This is a genomic window from Nesterenkonia sedimenti, assembly GCF_012641515.1.
Lineage (GTDB): Bacteria > Actinomycetota > Actinomycetes > Actinomycetales > Micrococcaceae > Nesterenkonia > Nesterenkonia sedimenti.
In genome coordinates this window covers 41,738-68,232 of the sequence record NZ_JABAHY010000002.1, presented here as the reverse complement: position 1 = coordinate 68,232, position 26,495 = coordinate 41,738, and the positions used below count along the sequence as shown (strand labels likewise).

Genomic DNA, 26,495 nt, shown 5'->3' with positions numbered 1-26,495 from the left:
CCCGCCGGTGGGGTCAGACGATGCGGCGCTGTTCGGCCCAGCGGGTCAGTTCGTGGCGGCTGGAGAGCTGAAGTTTGCGCAACACCTTGGAGACATGTGTCTCCACAGTCTTGATGGAGAGGAACAGTTCGGAGGCGATCTCCCGGTAGGTATAGCCACGGGCGATCAGCCGCATCACCTCCACCTCACGTGCGGAGAGCCGGTCGAGTTCCTCATCGCGGACCTCCTCGGCCAGCCCCGAGGTGCCGAAGGCATCGAGGACGAAACCGGCCAGCCGTGGTGAGAAGACGGCGTCGCCGGCTGCCACAGCATCGATGGCGCTGACCAGCTCCTCAGTGCTGATGGTTTTGGTGACATAGCCACGAGCCCCGGAGCGGATCACCGAGACCACATCGGTGGCGTCATCGGAGACGCTGATGGCCAGGAACCGGACCTCCTCCAGGAGGTCGCGGCAGAGTTTGACCACCTCAGCACCGCCGCCTCCGGTGCCGCCGGGTAAGTGGACATCCAGCAGCACAACCTCAGGTTTGGTCTTCCGGATGACCTCGGCGGCCTCATCTACTGTGGCGGCCTCGCCGATGACCTCTACACAGTCGCCGAGCTCGGCCTTGAGTCCGGAACGGAAGATGCCGTGGTCATCGACGATCACCACTCGGCGCGGACTGCGCTGCTGGGCCCCGGAGGCCTGGGCTTCGCTCATGCTTCTGATCTCCTTCACGTGGCTCCCCAGTGATTTTGCCGTTTCCTGGCGAAATATCACGGGGAAGACGAAATATGGCTGGGAATTATGGGCTCTGGTGTGGAGATGGGGCGGATTTCGCTCCGGGAGTCTCCTGGGTAGAGGGTCCTTCCACCGGGAGGAAGAGTTGGACCTCTGTGCCGTTGGTGTTGGAGCGGATGCGAGCACTGCCGCCGGCTCGCTGCATTCTGCCGATAATGGATTCGCGCAGTCCCATCCGGTCCTCGGCGATGCCGTCGAGGTCGAATCCGGGGCCGCGGTCGCGGATGAAGACGGCATCCTCGGCGGCGGTGGATTCGATGTAGACCGAGGTGGGTCCGGCGTGCTTGATGGCGTTGAGAATGGCTTCGCGGGCTGCGGCCACCAGGGGCTGGTGGTCAGTGCCGCGGGACTCCCCCACGGCGACGACCTCCACCGGCACTGAGTGCATCTCCTCCAGTTCGGCGGCCACCGCCATGATTTGGTCTTTCAGGGTCCCACTGGCCGCGGCGTTCTGCCGGTAGAGCCAGGAGCGCAGCTGCCGCTCCTGGCTGCGGGCTAGGCGTTCCACGGCGGCGGGATCGTTCTTCTGCTTCTGGATCATCGCCAGGGTCTGCAGCACGGAGTCATGCAGATGGGCGGCGATATCGGCACGTTCTGCCTCTGCGGCGGCACGGGCCCGCTCGGTCTGGGAGGTGCGGTAGAGCTTGATCACCCAGGGGGCCAGCACCAGGGCCAGTCCGGCGATGAGCATCGCGGCCACGATGATTCCGGTGATCAGCTCACCGGTGCCGACCATTCCGCCGGCGACGATCAGCATCGCTGAGAGCACCAGGGCGGCCCCGAAGCCCACCTGCCAGAGGGCATTCCTGCGGGCGGCAGTCCCAGGGGGCTGGCCGCGGTCAGTATGGCTGCGGTCGGGGTGGGTCTTATCGATCTGGGACCAGGCCAGGATGATGCCGCCGAGGATGATCGCCGGAACGACGACGACTCGCCAGTTGACGCCCAGACCCACCAGCTGACCGAACATCAGTGCACCGACACCCAGGAGAAGGAAGCCGACCAGGACCTCCGGGGAGGAGGTCAGCGAGTCCAGTCCACGCTGTACTCGCCCTGCAGCGGCGCTTGTTGCGGCTTCGGGGTTCTCACTCTCAGCGGAAGTGCCGTGGTGGGCGGTGCTCTCTGGTTCTTGGACTGCCGGGCCGCTGAGTCCGCGGCGGGCGGCATCGGGGACCGGTTCCTGTTCTGAGGGGACGAAGACCCAGAGCCAGCAGTACAGCAGCAGGCCCGCCCCACCGGTGATGGTCAGCACGATAAAGGCCACCCGCACCAGAGGAACCGGGAAGCCCAGGTGCCGAGCCACCCCGAGGCTCACCCCGGCGATGGGGGTGCCGGGCGCGCGGCGCAGCGGCGGCCGGTCAGGGCCTGGCCGGCTGCGCTGCCCGGTCGGGGTACTGGTCTCCATAGCCTCCATAGTGCCACGCCCTGACCCCGGCTCAGCAGGGGCTTCGGGTCTTTCAGGGCCAGACTCAGGGTCGGATCAGGGCATCCCCGCATAGCGGTGGGGAACCTGCGCGGAGGACGATAGAGGCATGAGCAATGCAGATCAGAACCAGTCTGGTGCCGGAGAGCCCCGGGAAGCTGGTCAACAGATTTTCGATTGGGTGCGCTCCACCGGGATCTACCGGCCCGACGGCGCCTGGGCCGGTGGCGTCTTTGCCGCGGCGGCCGCCAAGCTGGGCTGGGACGCGGTCCTGGTCCGCGGACTGGGTGTGGTGGCCTTCCTGCCGTTCTTCTCCCCGATGGCCCTGTTCTATGGTGTGGCCTGGCTGTTCCTGCCGGATCCCCGAGGGAGGATTCACGCCCAGCAGGCACTGCGCGGAGAGTACACCAGTGGCTTCTGGGGTGCTGCGGCGCTGAGCTTCATCGGTGCGGTCAATGTCTTCACTCCGAATATCGCCGGACCCTTCGCTGTGTTGCTGAACCTGGCGATTATCGGTGTCGCAGCCTGGGCGCTGTGGCTGCTGGTCTGCAACTATCGTCAGAACCAACAGCAGGGCGGTACGCGCTCTAACCACTCCCCCTCCGGGGGCACCTCGGCAGCCGGTAGCTCAGAAGAGGACTCCCAGAAGGATTCCGATTCCTCCAAGGGACAGCGGGATCGCGGTGTTCCCGCCTGGTACCCCAAAGAGGGCCCACCCCCACGGCCGGCTCCGGAGTCTGCTGCCACGGCGCAGGCACCCTCCACCGGCTATGCCGCAGGGAGTGACCACACTAGGCCCATGCCCGAGGGCGGGCTGAAGACCCATGAGGAGCCGAAGAAGCAGAAGCCCAAGGAGGATTCGCGGGCACGTGAGGAGCGGCGTCGTCGTCGGATGGTCAGCTTCGGTTTGCTACTGCTGGCGGTTCCGCTGATCGCTGGTGCAGTGTGGTTTGCCGCAGCCAATGGTCTGGCTGTCCAGACCGCAGTGCTGCTCGGTCTTGCCGCAGTGGTGACCCTATTGAGTCTGATGCACCTGTTCTCGGCCCTTCGTGGGAAGAAGGGGCGGGGCGGGCTGCTGGCCTTGTTCACCGTGTTGATGATGCTGGTCTTTGCCTCCCCCATGCAGAACTGGCAGAACAGCTCCCATCATGTCTTCGGCAACTACACCACGGACTCCCCCACGGTGAACAATGCGTTCGCGAACACCACAGTGGATCTGCGCGACCTTGAATTCAGTGAGAGTGACGCACTGGATTTCAGTGATGCCAATGTGCAGATGCCCCATGAGACCGGTAATTATGCAGCGATCGCGGAGGTCAACAACGCCTTCGGCAACACCACGGTGATCGTCCCTGATGGGGTCTATATCGATATCGACCCCAATGTCTTCCTGGCGAATGTGAATATCCGAACCCAGGACTGGTGGGACAGTGATTCGGGCATCAGCAGCAACTCCCGTGGCGGCGGCCCCGAAGAGGCGGTGGGCGCAGTTCAGCTGAACTTTGCCAATGCCTTCGGCAATATCACCATCTACGACGCGACAACCTATGCAGAAGAGCATGCAGACGAGGAGGCCCCCCGATGAGCCGGAAGAATCAGCACAACTATGTGCCGGAGCCTGAGGATGTCGATGCCCTTCTGGCCGAATCCCTGAAGGCCCAGAGTGAACGCGACTTCACCTGGAAGGAACCGGAGCGTAAACCCCGGTGGTGGGAACGGGCAGAGGTTCAGGAAACCACTGGCGGGCTGCAGACTCGCTCCGGCACTGGTGCCGAGGTGACCAGCTCAGCTCGCAGTGACCAGGGCGTGCGGATCGGCTCGGCGATCTTTGCCCTGGTGTGCTTGGTGTTGGCTGCCTGGGTGGTGGCCTCAGTGGTCTTCAATCTCTCGGTCAACCCGCTGATCGTCGGTCTTGTGGTCTGCTCACTGGCGGGTCTAGCCCTGATCACTGCCGGACTGCGACGACCCGGAGCCCGGATCTGAACCTGCTGGGATCAGTTGCGCTCCAGGAGGACATAGAGTTCCTCCCTGTTCCCTGTGAGCATGTCGCGGTCAGAGCCGCCGCTTAACGTAGAAAACCCCCGGGACCACTGTGGTGATCTCCGGGGGTTCTCTGTTCAGCTATATGAAGCTGTGAAGTGCGGCTTAGGCCGCAATCATCACTTGAGGGTGACGGAAGCGCCAGCGCCCTCCAGGGCCTCCTTGGCCTTCTCGGCAGCTTCCTTGTCCACGCCCTCGAGGACGGCCTTGGGAGCGCCGTCGACGAGCTCCTTGGCCTCCTTCAGGCCGAGAGAAGTCAGACCGCGGACCTCCTTGATGACGCCGATCTTCTTGTCGCCGGCAGCCTCCAGGATGACGTCGAACTCGGTCTGCTCCTCAGCAGCAGCGCCGGCGTCGCCGCCGCCTGCAGCGGGGGCAGCAGCCACAGCAGCCGGAGCGGCAGCGGTGACGTCGAAGGTCTCCTCGAACAGCTTCACGAACTCGGAGAGCTCGATGAGGCTCATCTCTTTGAACTGCTCGATCAGTTCGTCGTTGCTCAGCTTAGCCATGAGATTGGCTCCTTAATATCTTGCTTGATGCGGATCTTGTCTTGTGTTGTCAGTGGTGGACGCTTATTCCGAGGCGTCCGCCGGAGTCCCGGTCAGGCTCAGGCTGCTTCTTCCTGCTTGGCCCGCAGTGCCTCAGCCGTGCGAACGGCCTTGGACAGCGGAGCCTGGAAGACGGCAGCAGCCTTGGACTGAGCACCGATGAAGGCGCCAGCCAGCTTGCCGAGCAGAACCTCACGGGATTCAAGATCCGCGAGCTTCTTGACCTCGCTCTCGTCGAGGGGCTTGCCATCCATGTAGCCGCCCTTGACGATGAGCTGAGGGTTGTCCTTGGCAAAGTCACGCAGAGCCTTTGCAACGTCAACGGGGTCGCCGTGGACGAATGCGATCGCAGAGGGGCCCTCCATCTTGCCTTCGAAGGCATCGATGCCGGCTTCCTTGGCCGCGATCTCGGTCAGCGTGTTCTTCACCACGGCGTAGTTCGCGTTCTCCCGCACCGAACGCCGCAGAGTCTGCAGCTGCCCGACGGAGAGGCCGCGGTATTCCGTGAGCACAGCAGCACTGGACTCATTGAAAAGCTCTTTGAGCTCTTCAACGGCAGCTGCCTTCTCAGGGTTCGCCATGGCACTCCTTCCGATGTGTTACGACCGCCTTGCGGGCAAAAAAAATGCCCTGCTGCACAGGCAGACAGGGCACAACGGAAGAACATAGGAAACACCATCAATGGTGGTCATAGTGTTCAGTTGGCTTAATCTCACCTGCGCAGGACGATCCCTGTGGGATCTTTATAACCGGGAAACCCGGCGACCGGCGGTCTTTGGTCAATTGAATACTTTACATGCACATCGGCGGCGGCACCAAATCGACCCCGTAGGGGCCAACTGGTACCGCCGCCGTTGTGTCTTACGGCTTCAGAAACCGATCAGGCTCAGGCTTCCTCAGCCCCGCGGTGACCGATGCGGTTCTTGTAGCCAAGTGCTGCCAGGCCACCACCGATCAGCAGAAGCAGACCGGAAGCCAGACCCGCATCACGGGCAGTCATACCGGTAGCAGCCAGCTCATCCCCCTGGGGGCCCTTGGCATCAGCGCCAGGTCCGGGAGCTGGACCTGGGTCGGTGTCACCGACTGGACCGGGGTCAACCGGTTCAGTGACGGTCAGCGCGGCCTCGCCGGTAACACCGGAGTCCTGGCCGACTGCGGTCAGCGTGTAATCACCGGGCTCGGTGTCCTCCGGGACGGTGACAACGGCGGTGAGCACGCCCTCTTCGTCAGTGGTGAAGCTGCCCAGCTCCGGGTTCAGGCTGATCTCAACCTCTTCCTCAGCGCCGAAGCCCTCACCGTAGACGGTGACCTCATCGCCAGCAGCGACTGAGTCAGCGTCAAGGCTCAGCTGGACGATATCGGACTCATGATCTTCCGCGGAGTCGTCATCGGGAATGTAGTCCTCGTCATCGTCATCCCCGGGGTCGACGTCGTCGTCATCCTCGTCGTCGTCACCGGGATCGACATCGTCATCGGAGGTGCTGTGCCCTCAGAGCGTGTTCACAACCTCAAGGGGAACTACAGCTAGTTCATCTTTGAAAGACCAGATCCATCCGTTTTGAAAGCCGCGTCACACTCGTGACATTCCATGAGGCGTGTTCGGAGTGCCTGATCAGTTGCTGTTACTGGGCACTTAGCGGGTGTTCAGGCAGTGTCCACAGTAGCCCCTAAAGCTTCCGGATATAGCAAAAGGCCCGGCTCCCCTGTTTGGGAACCGGGCCTCTGCTCAGAGACTTTGGCTTGCGCCGTCGTCCTTCAATCAGCCGTCGACGACGACCTTGGTGACGTTGGGGTCAACCGGCACACCGGGACCGAAGGTGGTGGAGACGGTGGCCTTCTGAATGTAGCGGCCCTTGGAAGCGCTGGGCTTCAGGCGCAGGACCTCTTCCAGAGCGGCTGCGTAGTTCTCAGCCAGCTGCTTCTGATCGAAGCTGGTCTTACCGATGATGAAGTGCAGGTTGGAGTGCTTGTCGACGCGGAAGTCGATCTTTCCGCCCTTGATCTCACCAACAGCCTTTGCGACATCGGGGGTCACAGTGCCGGTCTTGGGGTTCGGCATCAGGTTACGGGGACCCAGGACCTTGCCGAGGCGGCCGACCTTACCCATCATGTCGGGGGAAGCCACGGCGGCATCGAAGTCGGTCCAGCCCTCGGCGACCTTGGCGATCAGCTCGTCGCCGCCGACGTGGTCAGCACCGGCCTCTTCGGCCTTGGCCACGTTATCACCCTGGGTGAAGACGACCACGCGGGCAGTCTTACCGGTGCCGTGGGGCAGGTTCACGGTGCCGCGGACCATCTGGTCAGCCTTGCGGGGGTCAACTGAGAGCCGCAGGGCCACCTCGACGGTGGCGTCGGTCTTGGAGGGGTTGGTCTCCTTGGCCAGGGCGACTGCCTCGGCCGGGGAGTACAGGTTGTCAGCGTCGATCTTCTCGACTGCTGCCCTATATGCTTTGCTGCGCTTTGCCATCTGCGTTTTCTCCTTAGCAGTTGTGGTACGTGGGCCGCGCTCGACCCTTCCCACCGGCCCGGCCTAGCCGGACCTTCTGGATGTTTCTGTAGTGGTCGAGTCTTACTCGACGGTGATGCCCATGGAACGGGCGGTGCCGGCGACGATCTTGGAGGCTGCCTCCAGATCGTTGGCGTTGAGATCTTCCATCTTGGTCTGGGCGATCTCCTCGACCTGAGCCTGAGTCAGCTTGCCGACCTTGTCAGTGTGCGGAACGCCGGAGCCCTTCTTCACACCCGCAGCCTTCTTGATCAGCTCAGCGGCCGGCGGAGTCTTGGTGATGAAGGTGAAGGAGCGGTCTTCGTAGACCGTGATCTCCACAGGCACAACATTGCCGCGCTGGTTCTCAGTCGCAGCGTTGTAGGCCTTGCAGAACTCCATGATGTTCACGCCGTGCTGACCGAGAGCAGGACCGATCGGCGGTGCCGGGTTAGCGGCACCTGCCTGGATCTGCAGCTTGATCAGGCCGGCGACTTTCTTCTTCGGGGCCATCTCTTTCCTTTTCTGTCTTGCGGTTCCTCAAGCCTCAGGAGCGAGGCTTCAGGGGTGAGCGGACCTGGCCGGGCCGCTCGTGCCGTCGTCGTTCCCTCAAAGCACTAGAGCACGACGACGAAGTCTTCAGTATGTGTCCGAACTTCGGAAGATCAGTAGATCTTCTCGACCTGGTTGAAGTTCAGGGTCACCGGGGTCTCACGCTCGAAGATGGAGACCAGCACGACCAGCTGGCGGGAATCTGCGTGGATCTCGGAGATTGTGGCCGGCAGGGTGGCGAAGGGACCGTCGGTAACGGTGACGGATTCGCCGACCTCAAAGTCGACCTTGACATCGTCTGCCGGTGCAGCAGCTGCCGGGGCGTCCTCGCCTTCGACAACTTCGACCTTCTTCTCACCGGGCTTGCCCAGGCGGTGCTCGGCGAGCATATTGAACACCTCGTCGGTGCTCAGCGGCTGGGGGTCGTGAGCGTTGCCCACGAAGCCGGTCACACCGGGGGTGTGGCGCACTACGTTCCAGGACTCATCGGTGAGCTCCATGCGGACCAGGACGTAACCGGGGATACGAACCCGGTTGACGACCTTGCGCTGGGTGTTCTTGATCTCGACGACCTCTTCGATCGGAACATCGATCTCGTAGATCTCGTCCTCAATATCCTGGGTCTGGATACGAGTCTCAAGATTGGTCTTGACACGCTTCTCGTAGCCGGCGTAGGTGTGCACGACGTACCAGTCACCGAGGTCGCGGCGGAGCTTGGACTTCAGCTCCTCGGCACGCTCCTCGTAGGACTTCTCCTCCTCAGCAGCATCCTGGGCAGCCTCAGCTGCTTCGTTCTGCTGCGTCAGTTCCTGGTCAGACACGTTTCTCCTACTTATCAGGTGATGCATGGGCCGCCGGCTGCGGCTTCAGCGGTCAGTTATTCGGGCCCGGCTCCGCCGCCGAAGATCAGATCTGCGGCGTTGCTGAAGATCCAGTCGAGCCCTGAGACGATACCGATCACGATCAGCACGAAGAACAGGACGACCAAGGTGTAGTTCAACAGTTCCCGCCGGGTGGGAACGATGACCTTCCTCAGCTCATCGAACACCTGCTTGAGGAACAGCCAGATCCTGGCAAAGGGGTTCTTCGGGCGCGAACCGCCGCCAGATGATCCGTCGGCGTCGGTCACTGGTGTCTGGGACACGAAGACTCCATCTGCTCAGCTTGCGTTTTCCACAAGAGTGTTCAGCGTTAGGAGGCGCCGCCGAAGCGGCGTCCTAGCAGGGCAGACAGGACTCGAACCTGCAACCTACGGTTTTGGAGACCGTTGCGCTACCAATTGCGCCACTGCCCTATGGACGCGATCCGTGGTTGCACGATGGCACGCCCAGTAGAGGTGTTCTAGACACCGGCCATTCAGTCTACGCCGCCAGGGGCCGGGATGCCAATTCTCCGGACTCCGGGAGGGCTTCGACCAGGGAAAGACGGCGACCCTGGGGGTCCTGGCAGCCCATTCGATTGCGCGGATCTGTCTGCGAACGGTCGATCAGAGAATCCAGCGGACAGTCGGCGTCCACGCGCCAGGGAACACAGAACCCAGCGCATTCGTAGAAGCTGTAACCAGCCCGCCATCCACGGGGAACCTGGTAGCTCATCGCGAAGATCCCATCGCCGAGGTATTCCATCTCCGAGCGGCTGGGCTGGGTGGCATCGGTGAGGCAGTCGATGTAAAGCAGAACAGTGTGGACCCCCGGTGCCTTGCGCAGGAAAGTCACGACGACGGCGTCGGACCCCTCTACGTCCTGCTGGATGATCGGCCAGTGGTGGGCACGCCAGTGCAGCGGCAGTTTCGGCACCGGAACTCGCCGGGGCTGACTGTTGGGAGCAGGCCCCTGCCCAGGGTTCACACCGACACCGGATCCCGGATAGGACACCCCAGCACCTCCTGAACCATCCAGACCGGCCTCACTCAAATAGTTCATAGCTCTATTATCTTATCCCAGTACCCCGTGGTCAGCGCAATCCCCTCTCCCCCAGCGGAAACTGCCGGACCCCGATAGGCTGGAGACAACCACATTTTCACTGCGCCAGCGCCAGAAAGGACGCCGTCACTATGCCGCTCCCCTCCCGCAGGATCTCCACACGCATCGGGTCGATCGCAGAATCCGCCACGATGAAGGTGGATGCCAAGGCGAAGGCCCTCAAGGCCGCCGGGGAGGGTGTGATCGGCTACGGCTCGGGCGAACCGGATTTCCCGACCCCGGATCATATTGTCGAGGCTGCTGTCGAAGCGGCCAGGGATCCCAAGAACCACAAGTACACCCCGGCCGCCGGCCTGCCCGAGCTGCGCGAAGCGATCGCCGAGAAGACCACCCGCGACTCCAATTACGCAGTCGAGGCCTCCCAGGTGCTGGTCACCAATGGTGGCAAGCAGGCGGTCTATGCCGCACTGGCCACCCTGGTGGATCCCGGCGATGAGGTCATCGTGCCGGCTCCTTACTGGACCACCTACCCTGAGGCCATCAAACTTGCCGGCGGGTCCATGGTGGATGTCTTCGCCGGCCCCGACCAGGACTTCAAGGTCACCTTGGAGCAGTTGGAGGCAGCGGTCACCGACCGCACCAAGGCGATGCTGTTCGTCTCCCCCTCCAACCCCACCGGTTCTGTGTACTCCCCCGAGGAGACCCGAGCCATCGGCCAGTGGGCAGCGGAGAAGGGCATCTGGGTCATCACTGATGAGATCTACGAGAACCTGACCTACGACGGCGTGCCCTTCACCTCCATCGCATCCCTGCCGGAGCTGGCGGATCAGGTGGTCATCCTCTCCGGTGTGGCCAAATCCTTCGCGATGACCGGCTGGCGAGTCGGCTGGATGACCGGTCCTGCTGATGTCATCAAGGCCGCCACAACACTGCAGACCCATCTGACCTCGAATGTGGCCAATGTGTCCCAGCGGGCTGCCCTGGCGGCGATCACCGGCCCCACGGAGCCGATCGATGCCATGCGGGAGGCCTTCGACCGCCGGCGCAAGACCATCGTTGAGAAGCTCAACCGGGTCGCCGGCTTCGAAACCCCAGTGCCCAAGGGCGCCTTCTACGCCTATGTGGATGCCCGCGGCGCTCTGGGACAACCGATTGCCGGGCGCACCCCCGAGACGACCACCGAGCTGGCCGAGATCATTCTCGAAGAGGCCAAAGTCGCCGTCGTCCCCGGTGAGGCCTTCGGCCCCTCCGGTTACCTCCGGCTGTCCTACGCCCTGGGTGATGAGGATCTGGCAGCAGGAATCGACCGGATCGAGAAGCTGCTGGGCAGCAAGAGCTGACCCACACCAGCCTGAGCCAAGCAGACGACGACGCCGCCGACTGCGTAGACTAGCGCTGCAGATACCTGCCGAGGATGTCAGGACCTGAAACGTTTTTTCGTGAACGAGAAGGAAGTGAGGCATCCATGCGCATCGGACTGCTGACCTCCGGGGGCGACTGCCCGGGACTCAATGCCGTGATCCGCTCGGCCGTACTGCACGGTGTGAAGAGCTACCGGGATGAGTTCGTCGGCCTCAAAGCGGGCTGGAAAGGTCTTATCGAGGCCGACTACACCGAGCTGACCCGCCACGATGTGCGCGGTATCGCCCGCGAGGGTGGCACTATCCTGGGCACCTCCCGCACCCACCCCTATAACCACCCCGAGGGTGGGCCCGAGAACATCCTCAAACAGATGAAGCGGCACGATATCGATGCCGTGATCGCCATCGGCGGTGAGGGGACTCTGGCCGGGGCCAAGCGCCTGGCCGATGATGGCGTGCCGGTAGTGGGTGTGCCCAAGACCATCGACAACGACCTGCGTGCCACCGACTACACCTTCGGTTTTGATACTGCGGTCTCTATCGCCACCGACGCCATGGACCGGCTGCGCACCACCGGCGAATCCCACCACCGCTGCATGGTCGCCGAGGTCATGGGCCGGCATGTCGGTTGGATTGCCCTGCACTCCGGAATGGCCGCCGGTGCACACGCGATCCTCATCCCGGAACAGCGGCTGAGCCTCGATGAGATCTGCGAGTGGACCGAGCAGGTGCATTCCCGTGGCCGGTCTCCGCTGGTCGTCGTCGCCGAGGGCTTCATTCCTGAAGGTGCCGAAGAAGCCCTGGCAGATAAGGGCACCGAGGCCGATGGTCGTCCGCGGCTGGGCGGCATCGGGGAGTTCATCACCACCCAGATCGAAGAGCGCACCGGTATCGAAACTCGTAATACGACCCTGGGGCATATTCAGCGCGGGGGTAACCCCACCGGCTATGACCGGGTCTTGGCCACCCGGTTCGGCATGAGGGCCCTGGATCTGGTCCACGAAGAGGCCTGGGGTCATATGGCTGCCCTGCGTGGCACTGAGATCGTCAAGGTGGATCTCAGCGCAGCTCTGGACGGACTCAAAGAAGTTCCCACTGAGCGTTACGAGGAAGCAAAAATTCTCTTCGGCCGGTGAAACTCCCGGAAATCTGTGCTTTCCCTGTGCGGTTTGTGACATTTACGACTTTTGGCTAGACCGTGTCCGACATGGGGCTATAGAGACTCCGATCACAGAAACGTAACTTTTCAGCATCAGCACCGTTTCAGTGAGGAACTCACTCTGGCTGCTGCCGATGACCCCGTGTGGGGCGCATTCGAGCAGCACATCAACCCCGGTGATGTCACGGTTGAGCTCTACGATTATTCCGAGGAGGCAATAGCCTCCACGACCATGGAAGCGGTCACCATCACTCTGGAGGACAATCCGCAGGTGATCGGCGTCAACGCTCCGGAGCAGACCGGGAACACTATCGAGATCCCGGAAGTTGAGGGAATCACCTATTTTGTCAATGGTGAGCAGGCTGAAGCCGGCGAACTCCCGGTTCCGATGGAGGGCTTCACCGTTACTGCTGAGGCCAACGAGGGCTACGAGTTCCAGCACGGTGCCATCACCGAATGGGACTTCGAGTTCGACCCATGGGCGATTGACCCGGAGCTCAGCATCGATCCCGAGGTCATCATTCCGGAATCCGACTTCACCATCACGATCTCCGGCCTCGAGGACATAGCCGGTGAGACCGTGGAGTCCGCTCTCTGGTTCGACGCTGAGATTACTGACCAGCGCACGTTCGTCACCTGGCCCGATGAGTCCGATACTCAGGTCACAGTCCCCGAGGACGGCGTGGTAACCCTGGATCAGACTGCGATCCCCGCCGAGGCATTGGAGCCGGATCCATGGGAGGCTGCCGATGAGGGGGCAACCCTGACGGCAACTCTCGTCCAGGACGACGGCAATATTCTAATGGGTGAGCAGTCCGTGGAACTGGCCCTGGAGGCTCCGCCTGAGGTTGTCACTCCGATCGAGCCCGAGCACAACCCTGAGGCCAACCGGATCTACATCGCTGATCAGGAAGGCATCTCCTGGAGCACCGGTACTGGCGTCCACGATATTCCTGAGGAGGGACTGACCGTCACCGCAGAGCCGGAGGATGGTTACACCTTCGACGGAGCTCAGGACGAGTGGCACTTCGACTACACCCCGGAGGAGCCCACACCCGAGATGGCCACCCCGGTCGCACCGGCCCAGGACGGTAACTCTGTGACTGTCCCCGAGGTCGAGGGCGTGGAGTACTCCGCTGAGGGAACTGTAGACATCCCCGAGGAAGGTCTCACCATCGAGGCCACCCCCGCCGAGGGCTACGAATTCCCCGAGGACGCCACCACCAGCTGGACCTTCAACTACATCGACAGTGAGCCCGAACTGGTAGAGGTGGAGCCTGAGGCTCCCAGCCAGGACGGCAACACTGTCGTGGTCCCCGAGGTTGAGGGCGTGCTGTACTTCCCGGAGCCCGGTGAGCACAGCGTTCCCGAGGACGGCCTGACCGTCACCGCGGAGCCTGCTGAGGGGTACACCTTCCCCGAGGGCACCGATGCGGAGTGGAGCTTCTCCCACATCGAAGAAGACGATGATGATGACGACGACACCACACCGCCGCCATCTGACGACGACGATACGCCGCCGCCTTCAGATGACGGCACTCCCCCACCCTCGGACGATGACGACACCCCTCCGCCCTCAGATGATGACGACACTGTTGCCCCGAGCATCACTGTCGACGTCGACGAGGTGCGGGCCGGTGACGACCTCTCCATCGAGGGTGAAGGCTTCCCTGCCGGGGAGTCCGTGGAGTTCAGCCTGAACCCCGAGCTCGGCTCTGCTGAAGCCGACTCCGGGGGCACACTCAGCGCTACGGTCACCATCCCCGAGGACCTCGAGCCCGGTGAGTACACGCTGACCGCCACACCGGAGACCGGTGACGCGGCCACTGCGACCATCACCGTGCTGGAGCCTGAGGATGCAGGTGCCGGACCCGCAGGTGATGATGTGTCCGATGAAGAAGATCTCGCAGCAACCGGTACCATCCAGGGAGCAATCATCCTGGCACTGCTGGCACTGGCTGCAGTGAGCTTCGGCACGATGGCACTGATCATCGCTCGGATGCGGCCTCAGGAAATCGCCTGATCTGACCCGCTGACAGTTGAAGGCCCGGGCCCCATTGGGGTCCGGGCCTTCAACTATGTCTGGGACCTTATCTAGGCCCTTCCTCCTACCCCAAAGAAGTTCGTAGGGTTTTGCACTCTTCGTAGGGATATAAGCCTATGAAGAGTGCAAAACCCTACGACAAATGTGGGGACCGCGCTTGGAGACCGACCACGGCAGACCAAATGGGGAGAGGTTCACCATCGGGGGCCCAAATGCGGCCGGTGGTCGTGGGGTTGTTGGCCTTTCGCGTCCTTATAGGTATGCGGCATCCCAATAACCCCACGACAAGTAGTGGGCTACAAGGGTTGGGCCCGCTGAGACATGCTCAGGGAGAGCTCAGGCTTGCTCAACGGGCTTCACGCGAGAAATCACCCGTGGGAGAGTAGCCAGTCGTCTGTCTGGCGGGCTGACGGAGGCTCAGCGGGGTTTGCGCACGAAGTCGCCCTTGGGGCGGCCGACCTTCTGGCCGGCATCAGGACGGACGATGAGCTCCTGGGAGGCCGCGTAGTACACCGGAGTCGGCTCCTGTGCCTCTTCCTCGGCGGCTGCCTGCTCCTCGGCGCTGTCGGCGTCGTCGTGCTCTGTCTGCTCCGGGATATCCCGGACCACCAGAGTCGCCTCGGTATCGACCTTGCGTTTGACCAGGGCCAGGGCAATCGGCCCAGCCTCATGGTGGCGGGCCACTGAGGTCACCACACCGACGGCACGCTCACCGGCCAGCGAATCGCGGTCGCTGGGGTCCTTGGGCGCCAGCACATCGGATCCCGGTGCCGGCAGCGTGTGCTCGGAACCGTCCAGGTGCAGGAAGACCAGACGCCGTGGCGGGTGGCCCAGGTTATGCACCCGGGCGATGGTCTCCTGACCCTTATAGCAGCCCTTGCTCAGATGCACTGCGGTGCGGATGAGGTCCAGCTCGTGCGGGATCGCCTTGGCATCGACCTCGCTGGCCAACCGCGGGCGCCAGGCGGCAACTCGCAGCGCCTCAGCTGCCAGGGATCCGGCTACTTTCCAGCCCTGGTCCTCACAGCCGGCGACGACGGCCTCAAGCTGTTGACGCGGCAGGATGGTCAGCTGCCAGCTGTAGTCCTGCCCTGGGTGGTCTTCCTCGGCCACCGCGGCATATGATTCAGCGCCCACGCCCAGCTGGGGCCAGGGGTCCTGCCAGACCACGGGGGTCAGCTCGCCCAGGGCTTCTGGGGGTAGGGGGGCGGTGCTGCCGACTACGGCGTATTCCTCAGTCCGGTCGGTGATCTCGACCCGGAGCATGAACTTCATGGAGTCCAGCCACTGGGCCAGTGCAGCACCGTGTGAGGCTTCCGTGATCAGCCAGGCGGTCTCACCATCGTCAGTGATGGCAGGTGCCTGTTCAATCCGCCCTGAGATGTCCAGCAGCAGCAGTTCGGAGGACTCCCCCGGCTTCAGGGAAGCCACTTCCTGGGAGGACAGGGTCGTCAGCCAGGACAGCCGGTCGGGTCCGGTGACGGTGACCACCGACCGGTTGGAGAGGTCCACAAGGGCCTTCCCGGTCTCCAGGGCACGCTGTTCGGGAACCGGCTGGCCGTAATGGGCGGCTACACCAGCATCAATGCCCGCGCCGGCTACGGCGCCAGGCCGGTTCAGCAGCGGCGAGATACTAGGGGTAGTGATCAGCGCTGTCCTTTGAACAGACGGGAGAGCACAACAAAGCTGATCCAACCGATGACCAGCACGGCCGAGACCAGGAGGCCGATGAAGAAAATCTCCAGCGCAAGAATCTGTGCGTCGCTCATAACAGACAAGCCTACCTCAGAGAACGAATCGCTCCCTAGACGAACAGCAGCCGTTCAGTGAAGTAGACGACAGCGCCCATTCCGGCAATCGGGGCAGCACCTACTGCCAGTCGGGAGAGCAGCTGCTCGGGCGGGCCCTGCAGCACCAGGAATCGACGGAAGCTGGCCAGCAGCACACCTGCAGCCAGGCCAAGGACTCCGGCGAAGAGCAGGGTCAGCTCACCCCAGAGCAGTGCGATGCCCAATGCGGCCAGGGTGCTGGTGAGCACAATCAGCGGCAGCACGATCCGGTCGCGCACCGGCAGACAGGCCACTGCACAGCCGGCCAGCAGGCTGAAGGCCGCCAGGGCGACTACGGACAGTTCACCACCGGGGCCGGTGACCCCCAGGACCTCCCAGTCCTCATAGGGGAAGAGTCCGCGCACGCGCAGCATGCCCAGACCATCGCCCTCATCAGTTCCTGCCATACCTGCCGGATAGCGCAGTCCGGCGACCCAGCCAGCTGCCGTCGTCGTAATAACTACACCAGCGCAGGCACCCAGGGTGGATTCCAGGCGATGGGGACGTTCCGAACCGCGCAGGACCTGAATGATGAATACGATCATCACCCCGAAGGCCAATGCCACAGATGACCAAAAGAAGAGGCTCTCCACTTTGGTAACAATCCCGGCGCCTACCGCGGCCACCACACCGGTGGTCAGAATCACCGCCGAAAGTGACTTCCGGGCAGTGACCCCCATCAGCTGTGGCCAGCCCAATGCCACCACCAGGCAGAGGGCGCAGACCACCACTGTCATCGCGGCGACTCCCAGCCAGGAGGCGCCTGCTAGAGCGGCAGCAGCGACGACGGCGGCCAGGGCGACAGGCGAGTATTTCACTCCTCCATCCTGCCAGAGCCATGAAGATGGCTATACTCACTACGTTCACTCAATCGCTTTTCATAATGCGGAAAAGTTGCAGTGCATGATGCATCTCACGCTGTAATTCCGTGTGCCGAAACCGGCTGAGTGCGACACTTGATGACTACGTCAACTGAGGGAGGATGCACGGATGGCTCAGGTGCTGCTGCTCTCTGATGCCCCGGAAGACACCCTGCCGTCTCTGGAGCTGCTCAACCACCGAGTACGTCCCTTTCCCGCCGAGGCGGCCTCCATTGTGCGCGCACCGAATGCCGACATCACGCTGATCGATGCTCGTAGCAATCTGGCCCACGCCCGCTCACTGTGCCAGCTGGTGAAGTCCTCGATGCTCTCCCCGGTGATCGTTGTGGTCTCCGAGAGCGGCCTGGCCACACTCAATGAGACCTGGCAGGCCGATGACTTCGTGCTGACCACCGCCTCCCCCGGTGAGGTGGATGCGCGAGTCCGCATGGCCGCAGTCGAAGCCGAGGATGAAGCCCCTGCCGGGGAGATCCGCGCCGGTGCGATCGTGATCGATGAGACCACCTATATGGCCACTATCCACGGCAAGCTGCTGAACCTGACCTATAAGGAGTTCGAGCTGCTGAAGCATCTGGCTCTGCACCCGGGTCAGGTCTTCACCCGCGACCGGCTGCTGCACGATGTCTGGGGCTATGACTACTTCGGTGGTACCCGAACAGTGGATGTGCATATTCGACGCCTGCGCTCCAAGCTCGGACCCGAACATGAATCCCTGATCGGCACGGTCCGCAATGTCGGCTACCGGCTGCTGGCCGAGGGGGCGGAGACCCCGGAGTCCGAGGATGAGGACAACGGCAGCATCAGCGCTGCCTGAGACACCGGACCCATAGGCTTCGGCTATATCCGAGGCGCACTGCGTCACGCTACCCTGGGGCTGTGACTGATCAACACCTTGCTGAAGACGACCAGGATCTCACCATTGATCTGCTCCGGGGCGCCCCGGATACCCCGCAGCAGCGCGCACTGCGCCAGCTGGCCTCTGCGGCCCAGGATGCTGATGGAGCCCCGCCCTTCGGTGATCAGACCTGGGTGGAGCTCAGCAAAGGCAATGCCACAACTGCTTATGCCTGGGTGACCCCGGAATCTGGTGATCCTGTTCTGGCTGCGGCCGCCGTCGTGGTCGCCGGTTCTGATCAGGAGGGTGCTGAGACTGCCGAGGCAGAGCCTGACGTGCTGGAACTTGTGGTCCACCCCGACCACCGCGGCTCCGGTATTGCCACGCACCTGGGGCAGGCGTTGCAGGAGGCCGAGGAGCTGCAGGCTGAATCCGATCACCCCCAGCGCGCCTGGGCCCATGGTGGGCACCCCGGGGCACCGCGCCTAGCGGAGAATTTCGGCTGGCAGCCGGTGCGGGAGCTGTGGGTGATGCGGTTGGAGAACTCAGTTGAGCTGCCTCAGGCTGAGCTTGCCGAGGGTGTGCAGCTGCGCAGTTTCCAACCCGGTGTCGATGAGCAGCGATGGCTGGAGGTCAATGCTGCCGCATTCGCCGATCACCCGGAGCAGGGCAGCCTCACCCTGGAGGATCTCGAGGCCCGCAAGGCAGAGGATTGGTTCTCTGCTGAGGGATTCCTCATGGCCTGGGAGCCCACCGCCGCCGGTGAAGAGCTGCTGGGCTTCCACTGGACGAAAATCCCTACTGATGCCGGTGAGTATATCGGCGAGGTTTACGTCGTCGGTGTCTCCCCCACGGCACAGGGTCGGGGCCTGGGCGCTGCGCTGACCGTGGCCGGTATTGACCATCTGCGCCGCCAGGGAGTGGATGCGGTCATCCTTTACGTGGATGCCGGAAATACGGCGGCCGTGAAGCTGTATCAGAAGCTGGGCTTCGAGGTCTGGAAGACCGACACCCAGTACGCCCCGTGATGGAAGCGGGTGCCCTCCGGTGCGAACCCTCCGCTTCTGCGTGAACTGCAACTGAGCCTGTGAGGCACGAGCGCAGCGATGTGCCGACTTTAGGCCCGAAGCTCCGCGTAAGCGGAGCGAGAGCGGCCGCGACATGTGCGCGGCCGCGGGACAAGCACTGGTAGATTTCAGATGTGAACACTTCGCAGTCCATGACTGAGGTTCCGCGCCGCCGCGCCGCCAGAATCGCCGACGACGGCATAGACGCTCAGGTCATTGCCGCAGGTGCGGTTATTTGGCGGTTGTATAGGGGCGAGCTGCAGGTCCTTTTGATCCACCGCCCCCGCTATGACGACTGGTCCTTCCCCAAGGGCAAGCTGGACCCTTCAGAGACCATCCCCGAATGCGCCGTGCGGGAGGTTTCCGAGGAGGTCCGCCTCAAGGTGCGGCTCGGTGCCCCCCTGCCGATCACCCGTTACGAGGTCACCAAGCACACCAAACAGGGTGAGGTCACGCGGTCCAAGGCTGTCTGGTACTGGGCCGCCCAGGTGCTCGACGGCACCGCGGAGCCCGATGGTGAGGAGACTGACGAGGTCAGGTGGGTCACCCCTGAGGAGGCTCGCGACCTGCTGACCAATGAGGGCGATGCCGAACCATTGGCCGAGGTGGAGAGGCTGCATGAGCACAACAGCCTCAATACGGTGCCGTTCATTGTGCTGCGCCATGCCAAAGCCAAGCCGCGCTCATCCTGGTCCAAGGCTGAGTCTGAACGGCCTCTGGCGGCCACAGGCAAGCGCCAGGCCAAGGCAGTGGAGCGGCTGCTCGCCGCCTGGCGGCCCCGCCAGGTGCACTCCAGCCCTTGGAAGCGCTGCGCGGAGACCATCGCCCCCTATGTGAAGAAACACCGGCACCGGATCAAGTACCGCAAGCCGCTGACCGAGAAGCGCGCCCGGCAGGCCCCCGGCAAGACCGTCGCCCGGGTGCGGAAGTCCTTGGAGTGGACCCAGCCATCGCTGATCTGCACCCACCGTCCAGTGCTGCCGATTGTCCTCGGGGAACTGGCCCGCTGGGTCAAAGACCGCGAGATCGGTGCCGCACTGCCGCGGGAGGATCCATATCTGAAGCCTGGGGCCGTCGTCGTCGCCCAGCAGGCGGTGGACCGCGGCGGCGAGGTGGTCTCACTGGAGATCTACGAACCCTACGAAGACTGAGACCAATCCCACCCGTGGGTGACGTATGTCATACCTCAACGGTAAGGTTGGCACATGAGTGAGCAGAAGAACGTCCACCCGCAGGCTGAGCTGGTCCTCGACACCGATCGTTGCCGGGCCGAACTGTGGGACGTCATCGACGGCGAGCGCACCTTTATCGGGTTCATCGGCTATGCGGAGGAGACTATCGGCGGCGAGCCGGTCTGGCTGCTGATGCACACGATCGTCAACGAGCGCTTCGGCCGCAAGGGCTACGCACGCGCCCTGGTCACTCTGCTGCTGGATCATCTGGCCGCCGAGGGCAAACGCTTCACCTCCGAATGCACCTATATCGACCAGTTCCTGACTCGTTACCCCGAATACCGTAAACACCAGGCGCTCTTAGCCTGAGCGCTCAGCCGAAGTAGCTACACTAAGCGGCGTGACGTCAACTCCCACGCCCTATGAAGACCTGCTCGCTGATGTACTCGCCAATGGTGCGCAGAAAACCGACCGGACTGGCACCGGTACCCGCAGTGTCTTCGGGCGGCAGATCCGCTACGACCTCTCTGAGTCCTTTCCGCTGATCACCACCAAACGGGTGTATTTCAAAGCCGTCGCCCTGGAACTGCTGTGGTTCCTGCGCGGAGATTCCAATGTGCGCTGGCTGCAGGAACGCGGCGTGCGAATCTGGAACGAATGGGCTGATGAGAACGGCGATCTCGGACCCGTCTATGGAGTCCAGTGGCGCTCTTGGCCCACTCCCAATGGTGAGGAAGTTGACCAGATCGCCCAGCTGGTCGAGCAGCTCAAAGCCAACCCGGACTCCCGCCGCCATGTGGTCACCGCCTGGAACCCCGGGCAGGTCAGCGAGATGAACCTGCCGCCCTGTCACATCCTCTTCCAGTTCTATGTGGCCGACGGCAAGCTGTCCTGCCAGCTTTACCAGCGCAGCGCCGATATGTTCCTCGGGGTTCCCTTCAATATCGCCAGCTACTCGCTGCTGACCATGATGATCGCCCAGCAGGTCGGCCTGGAACCTGGCGAGTTCATCTGGTCCGGTGGGGACTGCCATATCTACGACAACCACCTCGAGCAGGTCCGTGAGCAGCTCAGCCGCGAGGCCCGCCCCTACCCGCAGCTGCGCATCAATCGGCAGCCGGAATCCATCTTTGACTACGACTACGAGGACTTCGAGGTCCTCAACTACGATCCGCATCCGACGATCAAGGCAAAGGTGGCTGTCTGAACGTATGAGCGAGACCCTGATCGGTGCCATTTGGGCCCAGACACCTGAGGGTGTCATCGGAGCCGATGGGCAGATGCCCTGGCATGTACCGGAGGACCTCACCCATTTCAAAGAGACCACCGCCGGCTCACCGGTGATTATGGGACGCAAAACCTGGGAGTCCCTGCCCGAGCAGTTCCGGCCCCTGCCGAAGCGGATCAATATCGTCATCACGCGCGACGCCGACCGCGCCACCGAACTGCAGTCCGCCGGTGCGATGACGGCCTCCTCATTGGAAGAGGCTATTGAACTGGGGTCTGCCCAGGCAAGCGGGCCCGATCCAATGGTGTGGATCATGGGCGGCGGGGCCATCTACGCCGAGGCCGTGGAGAAGGACCTCATTGATATCGCCTCGGTTACCACTATTGAAACCCCTGCCCCAGGTGATACCTACGCCCCGCAGCTGAACGCGGACAAGTGGGAGCAGGCCGAACCGGCTCCGGAGTGGGAAACCTCCCAGACCGGACTGCGTTACCGCTTCAACACTTATCGCCGTCGCGGTTTGAAGAAATCCCGGGGGTCCAAGGTCGCCGCGATCTTGATGATCGTGCTGGGCTCATTCCTCTTTCTGGCATCGGCCGCGGGCAATCGGGCCACCGAGGAGCGCTCTGGGGATACGGCGTATTTGGTGACCGGTGTGGTCCTCAATGTTCTGCTGCTGCTGATTGTGATCTGGGGCATTGTGATTCTGGTGCGCAAGCCTCGCCGCCGCTGATCGGGACGGGAGCCCTGACCAGAGCCCGGCGAAACTCGTTAGGCTAGAGTCCATGACTTCTGCTTCTGCTGAAACCTCTGCTCTGTCCGCTGCCGCCGGTGAGTCCCGTTCCGTGGGCCTGATCGGCTGGCGAGGAATGGTCGGCTCCGTGCTGATGCAGCGCTTCGTTGATGAGGGCGACTTCGCCCACTTCAACCCGGTGTTCTTCTCCACCTCCGCTGCCGGCAAGCCCGCCCCTGAGTTCCAGGGCGCGACCCCGGAGACCGCGGAGCTGCAGGACGCCTACGATATTGAGACCCTGGCGAAACTGCCGATCATCGTGACCATGCAGGGTGGGGACTACACCAAGGAGGTCTACCCCAAACTGCGCGAGGCCGGCTGGAACGGCATCTGGATCGACGCGGCCTCCTCACTGCGGATGTCGGAGTCCTCGATCATCGTGCTGGACCCCATCAACCGGGACGTCATCGACGCCGGCCTGGCTGCCGGGGTCAATGAGTTCGTCGGCGGCAACTGCACGGTCAGCTGCATGCTGATGGGTCTGGGCGGACTGTTCAAGAACGACCTCGTTGAATGGGGCACCGCCATGACCTACCAGGCGGCCTCTGGGGGTGGCGCCCAGCATATGCGGGAGCTGCTGAACCAGTTCGGCGCTCTGCACGGAACGGTGGCTGATGAGCTGGCTGATCCGGCTAGCGCGATCCTGGAGATCGACCGTAAGGTCCTGGCAGCCCAGCGTGGGGAACTGGATGCTTCCCAGTTCGGCGTTCCGCTGGCCGGTTCACTGATTCCTTGGATCGATGCCGACCTCGGCAATGGCACCGCCAAGGAAGAGTGGAAGGGCGGGGTTGAGACCAATAAGATCCTCGGCCGCGGCGATAACCTGGCCCCGGGCGTGGAGCGCCGCGGCGGCGCAATCCCCTTTGAGTCCCTGTGCGTGCGAGTCGGCGCCCTGCGTTCCCATTCCCAGGCCCTGACCCTGAAGCTGCGTGAGGACCTCTCGGTGGATGAGATCGAAAAGATCATCGCCGAGGGCTCGGATTGGGCCAAGGTGGTTCCCAATGAGAAGGAAGCCACTATGGAGCACCTCACTCCCGTGGCAGCCACTGGTGAGCTGACCATCCCGGTGGGCCGGATCCGCAAGCTAGAAATGGGCCCGGAGTACATCAGCGCCTTCACCATTGGTGACCAGCTGCTCTGGGGTGCCGCCGAACCGCTGCGCCGCATGCTGCTGATCACCCTCGACAAGCTCTGAGCCGCCCACAGGGCCTTTTTCCTATGGTATAACTCACATTCTTAGCCAGGGCCCCGGTGTTCCCCATGGAGCACCGGGGCCCTTTTTCGCCTTATGGAATAAGGCCATCAGCAGTATCGACGAACTCCAGAACCCCCAGAACCCCTCTCTGACCTGCACAGTCGCGGACCCTATGATGACCGACGGCTCAAATACTGGAACTCCAGTGAGAACGAGCTGAGTAGAAACTGGAAACTTTTGGCTCATCACCTGCCGCAGGGTATTACAGAAAGGACCGCATGGAGGAGACTGGTTCACCAATCCTCAGCACGGCAACTGTCGTCTTGCTGTTAATCGCGTTCTACGGGCTGACGCTCTACGTCGCCTTGCGCATCCGCAAACGCAAAGAAAACGCGGATGCCTATATGACCGCCGGCAATAAAGTCGGCTTCGGCGTTGCCGCCGCAAGTATGACCGCCACCTGGATCTGGGCGTCATCGCTTTATGCCTCTGCCACCTCTGGCTACAACTACGGGATCTCAGGCCCCATCCACTATGGCCTCTGGGGCGCCCTGATGATTCTGTTCATCTACCCCTTCGGCCGCCGTATCCGTCAGGTCGCCCCGCGGGCTCACACCCTCGCGGAGGTCATGCGAGCCCGCCACGGAAGTTCCAGTCAGCTGCTGCTGGCCGGATCCAATGTGGTCGGCAGTGTGATGAGCCTGATGACCAACTTCGTAGCCGGCGGCGCTCTGATCGCCATGTTCTCACCCCTGAACTTCGTCCAGGGCGTGATTGCCGTGGCTGCCGGTGTGCTGCTCTACACCTTCTGGTCAGGCTTCCGGGCCTCTGCCCTGACCGACTTTATGCAGGTTCTGGCCATGCTTCTGCTGGTGGGCGTGATCATCCCCATCATCTTCTTCGCCGCAGGCTTCCCCGAGGCCTTTGAGACCGGCTCGGCCAACCTCACACCCGAACAGGGCAATTTCTTCTCCTCGGAGGCGTTCCTTGAACAGGGCGCCCCCTATATCGCAGCAGTTCTGGCCTATGCCATCGGCAACCAGACCATCGCCCAGCGCCTCTTCGCAGTACGAGAAGACCTCATCAAGAAGACCTTCGTCACCGCCACAGTCGGCTACGGCGCAATGGTGATCGGCGTGGGCATGCTCGGTGTGATGGCGCTGTACCTGGGACTGGAACCCGTCGACGGCGACAGCAACAACCTGGTGCCGCAGATGGCCGCGGAGTACCTGCCGACCCTGCTGATCGCGCTGTTCCTGATCATCATCATCGGCGCACTATCCTCCACCGCTGACTCCGATCTGTCTGCCCTGTCCTCAATTGTGATGGCCGATATCTATGGTCAGAACATCGCCAAACGGGGCCGGGCCAACCCCAAGACCATGCTGTTCGTCGGCCGGATCACCATGATCGTGGCAACTGCCACGGCAGTGGTCATCGCGGGTCTGCAGCTGGATATTCTCGACATGCTGGTCTTCGTCGGAGCGCTCTGGGGTGCATTGGTCTTCCCGGTGATCGCCAGTTTCTACTGGAAGAAGGTCACCAACCCCGCCTTCGTAACCTCGGTGCTGGCAGCCCTGGCAGTATTCCTGCCGGTGCGCTTCGACTGGGTCCCGATGGATGTGGCCATCTTCGCTATCGGTATCGACCTCCTCAACGCCATCGGTATCGGCGTGATCCTGGGGCTTATGGCCTTCGGGTTCTTCGGCCTACGAATCGGGCAGATCACCGGTGTAGCCGCCACTGTGATCAGCCTTCCGTTGGTCTTCGGCTGGATGCATGAATACACCGTGCTCAGCGCCTCCCTGGTGGCCTACGCAGTCAGCACGATCGTCTGCATCGCCATGTCAGTGCGCAGTGGCGCCTCCTTCGACTTCTCACTGATCAAGGAGCGGGTCGGGGACTTCGACCGGCGCGAGGAGACTGACGAGCCGGCCGCAGCGACCACTGAGTCCGATGACGCCGACTACCAGACAACTGCTACCGGAAGGAGCTAAGCACCATGGAGACCATTCTTCTGACCCTGTACGTTCTCGTCTGGCCGGTCATTGTGCTGGCAGTGCTGGGAATCTTGGTCAAAGGGTTCATCGTCGACTGGCGCCAGGCCCGCCGCGACGGCGAGAGTCTCATCTGAGACGCCCCTCACAGTAAAATGTTACGCCCGATTGCGCGCCAGCAGCAGACAGGAGCCCGGGGGGTAAAATTGACTCTTATGTCCCCAAAAACCTCCCTTAAGGTTGCCAGTGTGCTGGCTGCCTCCAGCCTGCTGCTGGCCGCCTGCGGCGATAACGGCGATTCCGACGCCGACTGGCCAGACTCCAACCTCGAAATGCTCATCGGCTTCGAAGCCGGCGGAACCCCCGATCTGCTGGGCCGCGGCATCGCCGATCAGCTCGAGGACGAGCATGGCATCAACGTAACCTCCACCAACCGCACCGGCGGAGCGAGCACTATCGCATTGAACGAGGCGCTCTCCGCTGAGGCAGATGGCACCACCCTGGCCCTGGCCACCTCGAATGTGCTGCTCTGGCAGCCCCTTGTCGAAGAGGGCCTGGAGTACACCCAGACTGAGGGCTACGAAGCTCTGGCCAAGGTCGGCGAATCCGCCTTCTCCCTGATGGTGGCCGCAGATGGCGAATTCGACACTATGGATGACTTCATCGAGGCAGCCGAGGCCGGTGAAGAGCTGGGCGTGGCCGTCACCGGTGAGGGCGCACAGACTGACCTCACCGTCCAGCTGCTCAATGAGCAGAACGGTTGGAACCTGCGCAGTGTCCCCTACACCGACGGCGCAGGGGAAGGCATTCTGGCTGTCCTGCGCGGTGAGGTCGACGCCCAGATCAGCACTACTGCCGGTGTGCAGGGACAGATCGACTCCGGTGAGATCGAGATCCTGAGCATCCTGGCCGATGAGACCGAGCCGCTCAACCCCGATGTCCCGACCCTGGACGAGTTCGGCCTAGAGGTCCCCATGGGCACCACCTTCTACGTGGTGACTTCCGATGAGGTCGACGAGGAAGTCCGCGAGGATATGGCCGATGCTCTCGAGGACATCGTGGAGTCCGAGGATTGGGCTGCGCATCTCGAAGAGATCGGACTGCCCAACGCGGTGCTCGACTACGATGACACCCAGGATGAAATCGAAGACCTCATATCCCAGTACGAGCTCCTGGAGCCCTAGGA

General features: G+C 62.7%; 29 protein-coding genes and 1 tRNA gene. 16 read left to right on the top strand and 14 right to left on the bottom strand.

From position 1 onward, the window contains the following. Positions 1–13: 13 nt before the first annotated feature. Together HGQ17_RS03255 and HGQ17_RS03250 are read right to left on the bottom strand one after the other, a co-directional pair. On the bottom strand, positions 14–700 hold the full coding sequence (locus HGQ17_RS03255; protein WP_168886536.1) for a LuxR C-terminal-related transcriptional regulator: 687 nt from the start codon (positions 698–700) through the stop codon (positions 14–16). An 85-nt stretch (positions 701–785) separates the two neighbouring features. After that, the gene (locus HGQ17_RS03250; protein WP_168886535.1) at positions 786–2,183 is read right to left on the bottom strand and encodes an ATP-binding protein; all 1,398 of its coding nucleotides are present in this window, start codon (positions 2,181–2,183) and stop codon (positions 786–788) included. Between the two features lie 127 nt (positions 2,184–2,310). Between HGQ17_RS03250 and HGQ17_RS03245 the strand changes: the two genes are divergently transcribed. Then, entirely contained in the window at positions 2,311–3,786 is a 1,476-nt protein-coding gene (locus tag HGQ17_RS03245; RefSeq protein WP_168886534.1) for a PspC domain-containing protein, read from the top strand. After that, positions 3,783–4,184, top strand: a complete 402-nt coding sequence (locus HGQ17_RS03240; RefSeq protein ID WP_168886533.1) for a hypothetical protein — start codon at positions 3,783–3,785, stop codon at positions 4,182–4,184. The genes HGQ17_RS03245 and HGQ17_RS03240 overlap by 4 nt, the downstream gene beginning before the upstream one ends. 176 nt (positions 4,185–4,360) lie before the next feature. Here HGQ17_RS03240 and rplL read toward each other — a convergent pair whose 3' ends face one another. The 3 genes from rplL to HGQ17_RS03225 form a co-directional block, all read right to left on the bottom strand. Continuing rightward, positions 4,361–4,750, bottom strand: a complete 390-nt coding sequence (rplL, locus tag HGQ17_RS03235) for a 50S ribosomal protein L7/L12 (RefSeq protein ID WP_168886532.1) — start codon at positions 4,748–4,750, stop codon at positions 4,361–4,363. Positions 4,751–4,848: 98 nt separating this feature from the next. Then, positions 4,849–5,370: a 50S ribosomal protein L10 gene (rplJ, locus tag HGQ17_RS03230; protein WP_168886531.1), complete on the bottom strand. Its 522-nt coding sequence runs from the start codon at positions 5,368–5,370 to the stop codon at positions 4,849–4,851. A 305-nt stretch (positions 5,371–5,675) separates the two neighbouring features. Continuing rightward, positions 5,676–6,005 (bottom strand): hypothetical protein, encoded by a 330-nt coding sequence (locus HGQ17_RS03225; RefSeq protein ID WP_168886530.1) that lies wholly within the window; start codon positions 6,003–6,005, stop codon positions 5,676–5,678. Positions 6,006–6,155: 150 nt separating this feature from the next. Between HGQ17_RS03225 and HGQ17_RS03220 the strand changes: the two genes are divergently transcribed. After that, complete coding sequence (locus HGQ17_RS03220) at positions 6,156–6,317, top strand: hypothetical protein (protein WP_168886529.1); 162 nt, start codon at positions 6,156–6,158, stop codon at positions 6,315–6,317. Between the two features lie 231 nt (positions 6,318–6,548). Here the strand turns inward: HGQ17_RS03220 and rplA are convergent, their stop codons facing one another. The 6 genes from rplA to HGQ17_RS03190 all read right to left on the bottom strand — a co-directional run bounded on the left by rplA (position 6,549) and on the right by HGQ17_RS03190 (position 9,748). After that, positions 6,549–7,256 (bottom strand): 50S ribosomal protein L1, encoded by a 708-nt coding sequence (gene rplA, locus HGQ17_RS03215; RefSeq protein WP_168886528.1) that lies wholly within the window; start codon positions 7,254–7,256, stop codon positions 6,549–6,551. Positions 7,257–7,358: 102 nt separating this feature from the next. After that, positions 7,359–7,787, bottom strand: a complete 429-nt coding sequence (rplK, locus tag HGQ17_RS03210) for a 50S ribosomal protein L11 (RefSeq protein ID WP_168886527.1) — start codon at positions 7,785–7,787, stop codon at positions 7,359–7,361. Between the two features lie 152 nt (positions 7,788–7,939). After that, positions 7,940–8,647 (bottom strand): transcription termination/antitermination protein NusG, encoded by a 708-nt coding sequence (nusG, locus tag HGQ17_RS03205; RefSeq protein ID WP_324615168.1) that lies wholly within the window; start codon positions 8,645–8,647, stop codon positions 7,940–7,942. 56 nt (positions 8,648–8,703) lie between these two features. Then, entirely contained in the window at positions 8,704–8,970 is a 267-nt protein-coding gene (secE, locus tag HGQ17_RS03200) for a preprotein translocase subunit SecE (RefSeq protein ID WP_407670739.1), read from the bottom strand. Positions 8,971–9,047: 77 nt separating this feature from the next. Next, a tRNA-Trp gene (locus HGQ17_RS03195) sits at positions 9,048–9,120 on the bottom strand. Positions 9,121–9,187: 67 nt separating this feature from the next. Continuing rightward, positions 9,188–9,748 carry an enterochelin esterase domain-containing protein gene (locus HGQ17_RS03190; protein ID WP_168886525.1) on the bottom strand — a complete coding sequence of 187 codons (561 nt, stop codon included), beginning with the start codon at positions 9,746–9,748 and terminating at the stop codon, positions 9,188–9,190. 131 nt (positions 9,749–9,879) lie between these two features. On the opposite strand from HGQ17_RS03190, the gene HGQ17_RS03185 reads away from it, so the two are divergent. From HGQ17_RS03185 to HGQ17_RS03175, 3 genes are all read left to right on the top strand, one after another. After that, positions 9,880–11,088 carry a pyridoxal phosphate-dependent aminotransferase gene (locus tag HGQ17_RS03185; RefSeq protein ID WP_168886524.1) on the top strand — a complete coding sequence of 403 codons (1,209 nt, stop codon included), beginning with the start codon at positions 9,880–9,882 and terminating at the stop codon, positions 11,086–11,088. A 125-nt stretch (positions 11,089–11,213) separates the two neighbouring features. Then, positions 11,214–12,245: a 6-phosphofructokinase gene (locus tag HGQ17_RS03180; RefSeq protein ID WP_168886523.1), complete on the top strand. Its 1,032-nt coding sequence runs from the start codon at positions 11,214–11,216 to the stop codon at positions 12,243–12,245. Positions 12,246–12,410: 165 nt separating this feature from the next. Next, positions 12,411–14,291 (top strand): InlB B-repeat-containing protein, encoded by a 1,881-nt coding sequence (locus tag HGQ17_RS03175; protein ID WP_168886522.1) that lies wholly within the window; start codon positions 12,411–12,413, stop codon positions 14,289–14,291. Between the two features lie 438 nt (positions 14,292–14,729). Here the strand turns inward: HGQ17_RS03175 and ygfZ are convergent, their stop codons facing one another. The 3 genes from ygfZ to HGQ17_RS03165 are packed head-to-tail and all read right to left on the bottom strand — an operon-like array spanning position 14,730 to position 16,959. Further along, complete coding sequence (gene ygfZ / locus HGQ17_RS03170) at positions 14,730–15,959, bottom strand: CAF17-like 4Fe-4S cluster assembly/insertion protein YgfZ (protein ID WP_456093927.1); 1,230 nt, start codon at positions 15,957–15,959, stop codon at positions 14,730–14,732. Next, positions 15,959–16,081 (bottom strand): hypothetical protein, encoded by a 123-nt coding sequence (locus HGQ17_RS15470; protein WP_267873132.1) that lies wholly within the window; start codon positions 16,079–16,081, stop codon positions 15,959–15,961. The genes ygfZ and HGQ17_RS15470 overlap by 1 nt, the downstream gene beginning before the upstream one ends. Before the next feature lie 35 nt (positions 16,082–16,116). After that, positions 16,117–16,959, bottom strand: coding sequence for a hypothetical protein (locus HGQ17_RS03165; RefSeq protein ID WP_168886521.1), 843 nt, complete (start codon positions 16,957–16,959; stop codon positions 16,117–16,119). A gap of 172 nt (positions 16,960–17,131) precedes the next feature. Between HGQ17_RS03165 and HGQ17_RS03160 the strand changes: the two genes are divergently transcribed. From HGQ17_RS03160 to HGQ17_RS03120, 10 genes are all read left to right on the top strand, one after another. Then, on the top strand, positions 17,132–17,836 hold the full coding sequence (locus HGQ17_RS03160) for a response regulator transcription factor (protein WP_168886520.1): 705 nt from the start codon (positions 17,132–17,134) through the stop codon (positions 17,834–17,836). A gap of 62 nt (positions 17,837–17,898) precedes the next feature. After that, entirely contained in the window at positions 17,899–18,885 is a 987-nt protein-coding gene (gene mshD, locus HGQ17_RS03155; protein ID WP_168886519.1) for a mycothiol synthase, read from the top strand. A 173-nt stretch (positions 18,886–19,058) separates the two neighbouring features. Beyond that, positions 19,059–20,075 (top strand): NUDIX hydrolase, encoded by a 1,017-nt coding sequence (locus HGQ17_RS03150; RefSeq protein WP_324615167.1) that lies wholly within the window; start codon positions 19,059–19,061, stop codon positions 20,073–20,075. A gap of 54 nt (positions 20,076–20,129) precedes the next feature. Then, complete coding sequence (locus HGQ17_RS03145) at positions 20,130–20,465, top strand: GNAT family N-acetyltransferase (RefSeq protein ID WP_168886518.1); 336 nt, start codon at positions 20,130–20,132, stop codon at positions 20,463–20,465. Positions 20,466–20,496: 31 nt separating this feature from the next. Beyond that, positions 20,497–21,303 (top strand): thymidylate synthase, encoded by an 807-nt coding sequence (locus HGQ17_RS03140; RefSeq protein WP_168886517.1) that lies wholly within the window; start codon positions 20,497–20,499, stop codon positions 21,301–21,303. A gap of 4 nt (positions 21,304–21,307) precedes the next feature. Next, a complete protein-coding gene (locus tag HGQ17_RS03135) occupies positions 21,308–22,057 on the top strand; it encodes a dihydrofolate reductase (protein ID WP_168886516.1) in 750 nt (249 codons plus the stop codon). Positions 22,058–22,109: 52 nt separating this feature from the next. Continuing rightward, the gene (gene asd, locus HGQ17_RS03130; protein WP_211090400.1) at positions 22,110–23,312 is read left to right on the top strand and encodes an aspartate-semialdehyde dehydrogenase; all 1,203 of its coding nucleotides are present in this window, start codon (positions 22,110–22,112) and stop codon (positions 23,310–23,312) included. 278 nt (positions 23,313–23,590) lie between these two features. Beyond that, entirely contained in the window at positions 23,591–25,309 is a 1,719-nt protein-coding gene (locus HGQ17_RS03125; protein ID WP_168886515.1) for a sodium:solute symporter family protein, read from the top strand. 5 nt (positions 25,310–25,314) lie between these two features. Then, complete coding sequence (locus HGQ17_RS14990) at positions 25,315–25,446, top strand: putative transporter small subunit (protein WP_211090399.1); 132 nt, start codon at positions 25,315–25,317, stop codon at positions 25,444–25,446. A 78-nt stretch (positions 25,447–25,524) separates the two neighbouring features. Beyond that, a complete protein-coding gene (locus HGQ17_RS03120) occupies positions 25,525–26,493 on the top strand; it encodes a Bug family tripartite tricarboxylate transporter substrate binding protein (protein WP_168886514.1) in 969 nt (322 codons plus the stop codon). Positions 26,494–26,495: the final 2 nt, after the last annotated feature.

Excerpts from the sequence above, each read along its gene's own strand:
- rplK (WP_168886527.1), bottom strand. The coding sequence starts at position 7,787 with ATGGCCCCGAAGAAGAAAGTCGCCGGCCTGATCAAGCTGCAGATCCAG.
- HGQ17_RS03245 (WP_168886534.1), top strand. The coding sequence starts at position 2,311 with ATGAGCAATGCAGATCAGAACCAGTCTGGTGCCGGAGAGCCCCGGGAA.
- HGQ17_RS03135 (WP_168886516.1), top strand. The coding sequence starts at position 21,308 with ATGAGCGAGACCCTGATCGGTGCCATTTGGGCCCAGACACCTGAGGGT.
- rplJ (WP_168886531.1), bottom strand. The coding sequence starts at position 5,370 with ATGGCGAACCCTGAGAAGGCAGCTGCCGTTGAAGAGCTCAAAGAGCTT.
- HGQ17_RS14990 (WP_211090399.1), top strand. The coding sequence starts at position 25,315 with ATGGAGACCATTCTTCTGACCCTGTACGTTCTCGTCTGGCCGGTCATT.
- HGQ17_RS03180 (WP_168886523.1), top strand. The coding sequence starts at position 11,214 with ATGCGCATCGGACTGCTGACCTCCGGGGGCGACTGCCCGGGACTCAAT.
- rplA (WP_168886528.1), bottom strand. The coding sequence starts at position 7,256 with ATGGCAAAGCGCAGCAAAGCATATAGGGCAGCAGTCGAGAAGATCGAC.
- asd (WP_211090400.1), top strand. The coding sequence starts at position 22,110 with ATGACTTCTGCTTCTGCTGAAACCTCTGCTCTGTCCGCTGCCGCCGGT.
- rplL (WP_168886532.1), bottom strand. The coding sequence starts at position 4,750 with ATGGCTAAGCTGAGCAACGACGAACTGATCGAGCAGTTCAAAGAGATG.
- HGQ17_RS03160 (WP_168886520.1), top strand. The coding sequence starts at position 17,132 with ATGGCTCAGGTGCTGCTGCTCTCTGATGCCCCGGAAGACACCCTGCCG.
- HGQ17_RS03120 (WP_168886514.1), top strand. The coding sequence starts at position 25,525 with ATGTCCCCAAAAACCTCCCTTAAGGTTGCCAGTGTGCTGGCTGCCTCC.
- HGQ17_RS03220 (WP_168886529.1), top strand. The coding sequence starts at position 6,156 with ATGATCTTCCGCGGAGTCGTCATCGGGAATGTAGTCCTCGTCATCGTC.
- HGQ17_RS03190 (WP_168886525.1), bottom strand. The coding sequence starts at position 9,748 with ATGAACTATTTGAGTGAGGCCGGTCTGGATGGTTCAGGAGGTGCTGGG.
- HGQ17_RS15470 (WP_267873132.1), bottom strand. The coding sequence starts at position 16,081 with ATGAGCGACGCACAGATTCTTGCGCTGGAGATTTTCTTCATCGGCCTC.
- HGQ17_RS03240 (WP_168886533.1), top strand. The coding sequence starts at position 3,783 with ATGAGCCGGAAGAATCAGCACAACTATGTGCCGGAGCCTGAGGATGTC.
- HGQ17_RS03250 (WP_168886535.1), bottom strand. The coding sequence starts at position 2,183 with ATGGAGACCAGTACCCCGACCGGGCAGCGCAGCCGGCCAGGCCCTGAC.
- HGQ17_RS03125 (WP_168886515.1), top strand. The coding sequence starts at position 23,591 with ATGGAGGAGACTGGTTCACCAATCCTCAGCACGGCAACTGTCGTCTTG.
- HGQ17_RS03145 (WP_168886518.1), top strand. The coding sequence starts at position 20,130 with ATGAGTGAGCAGAAGAACGTCCACCCGCAGGCTGAGCTGGTCCTCGAC.
- HGQ17_RS03255 (WP_168886536.1), bottom strand. The coding sequence starts at position 700 with ATGAGCGAAGCCCAGGCCTCCGGGGCCCAGCAGCGCAGTCCGCGCCGA.
- HGQ17_RS03185 (WP_168886524.1), top strand. The coding sequence starts at position 9,880 with ATGCCGCTCCCCTCCCGCAGGATCTCCACACGCATCGGGTCGATCGCA.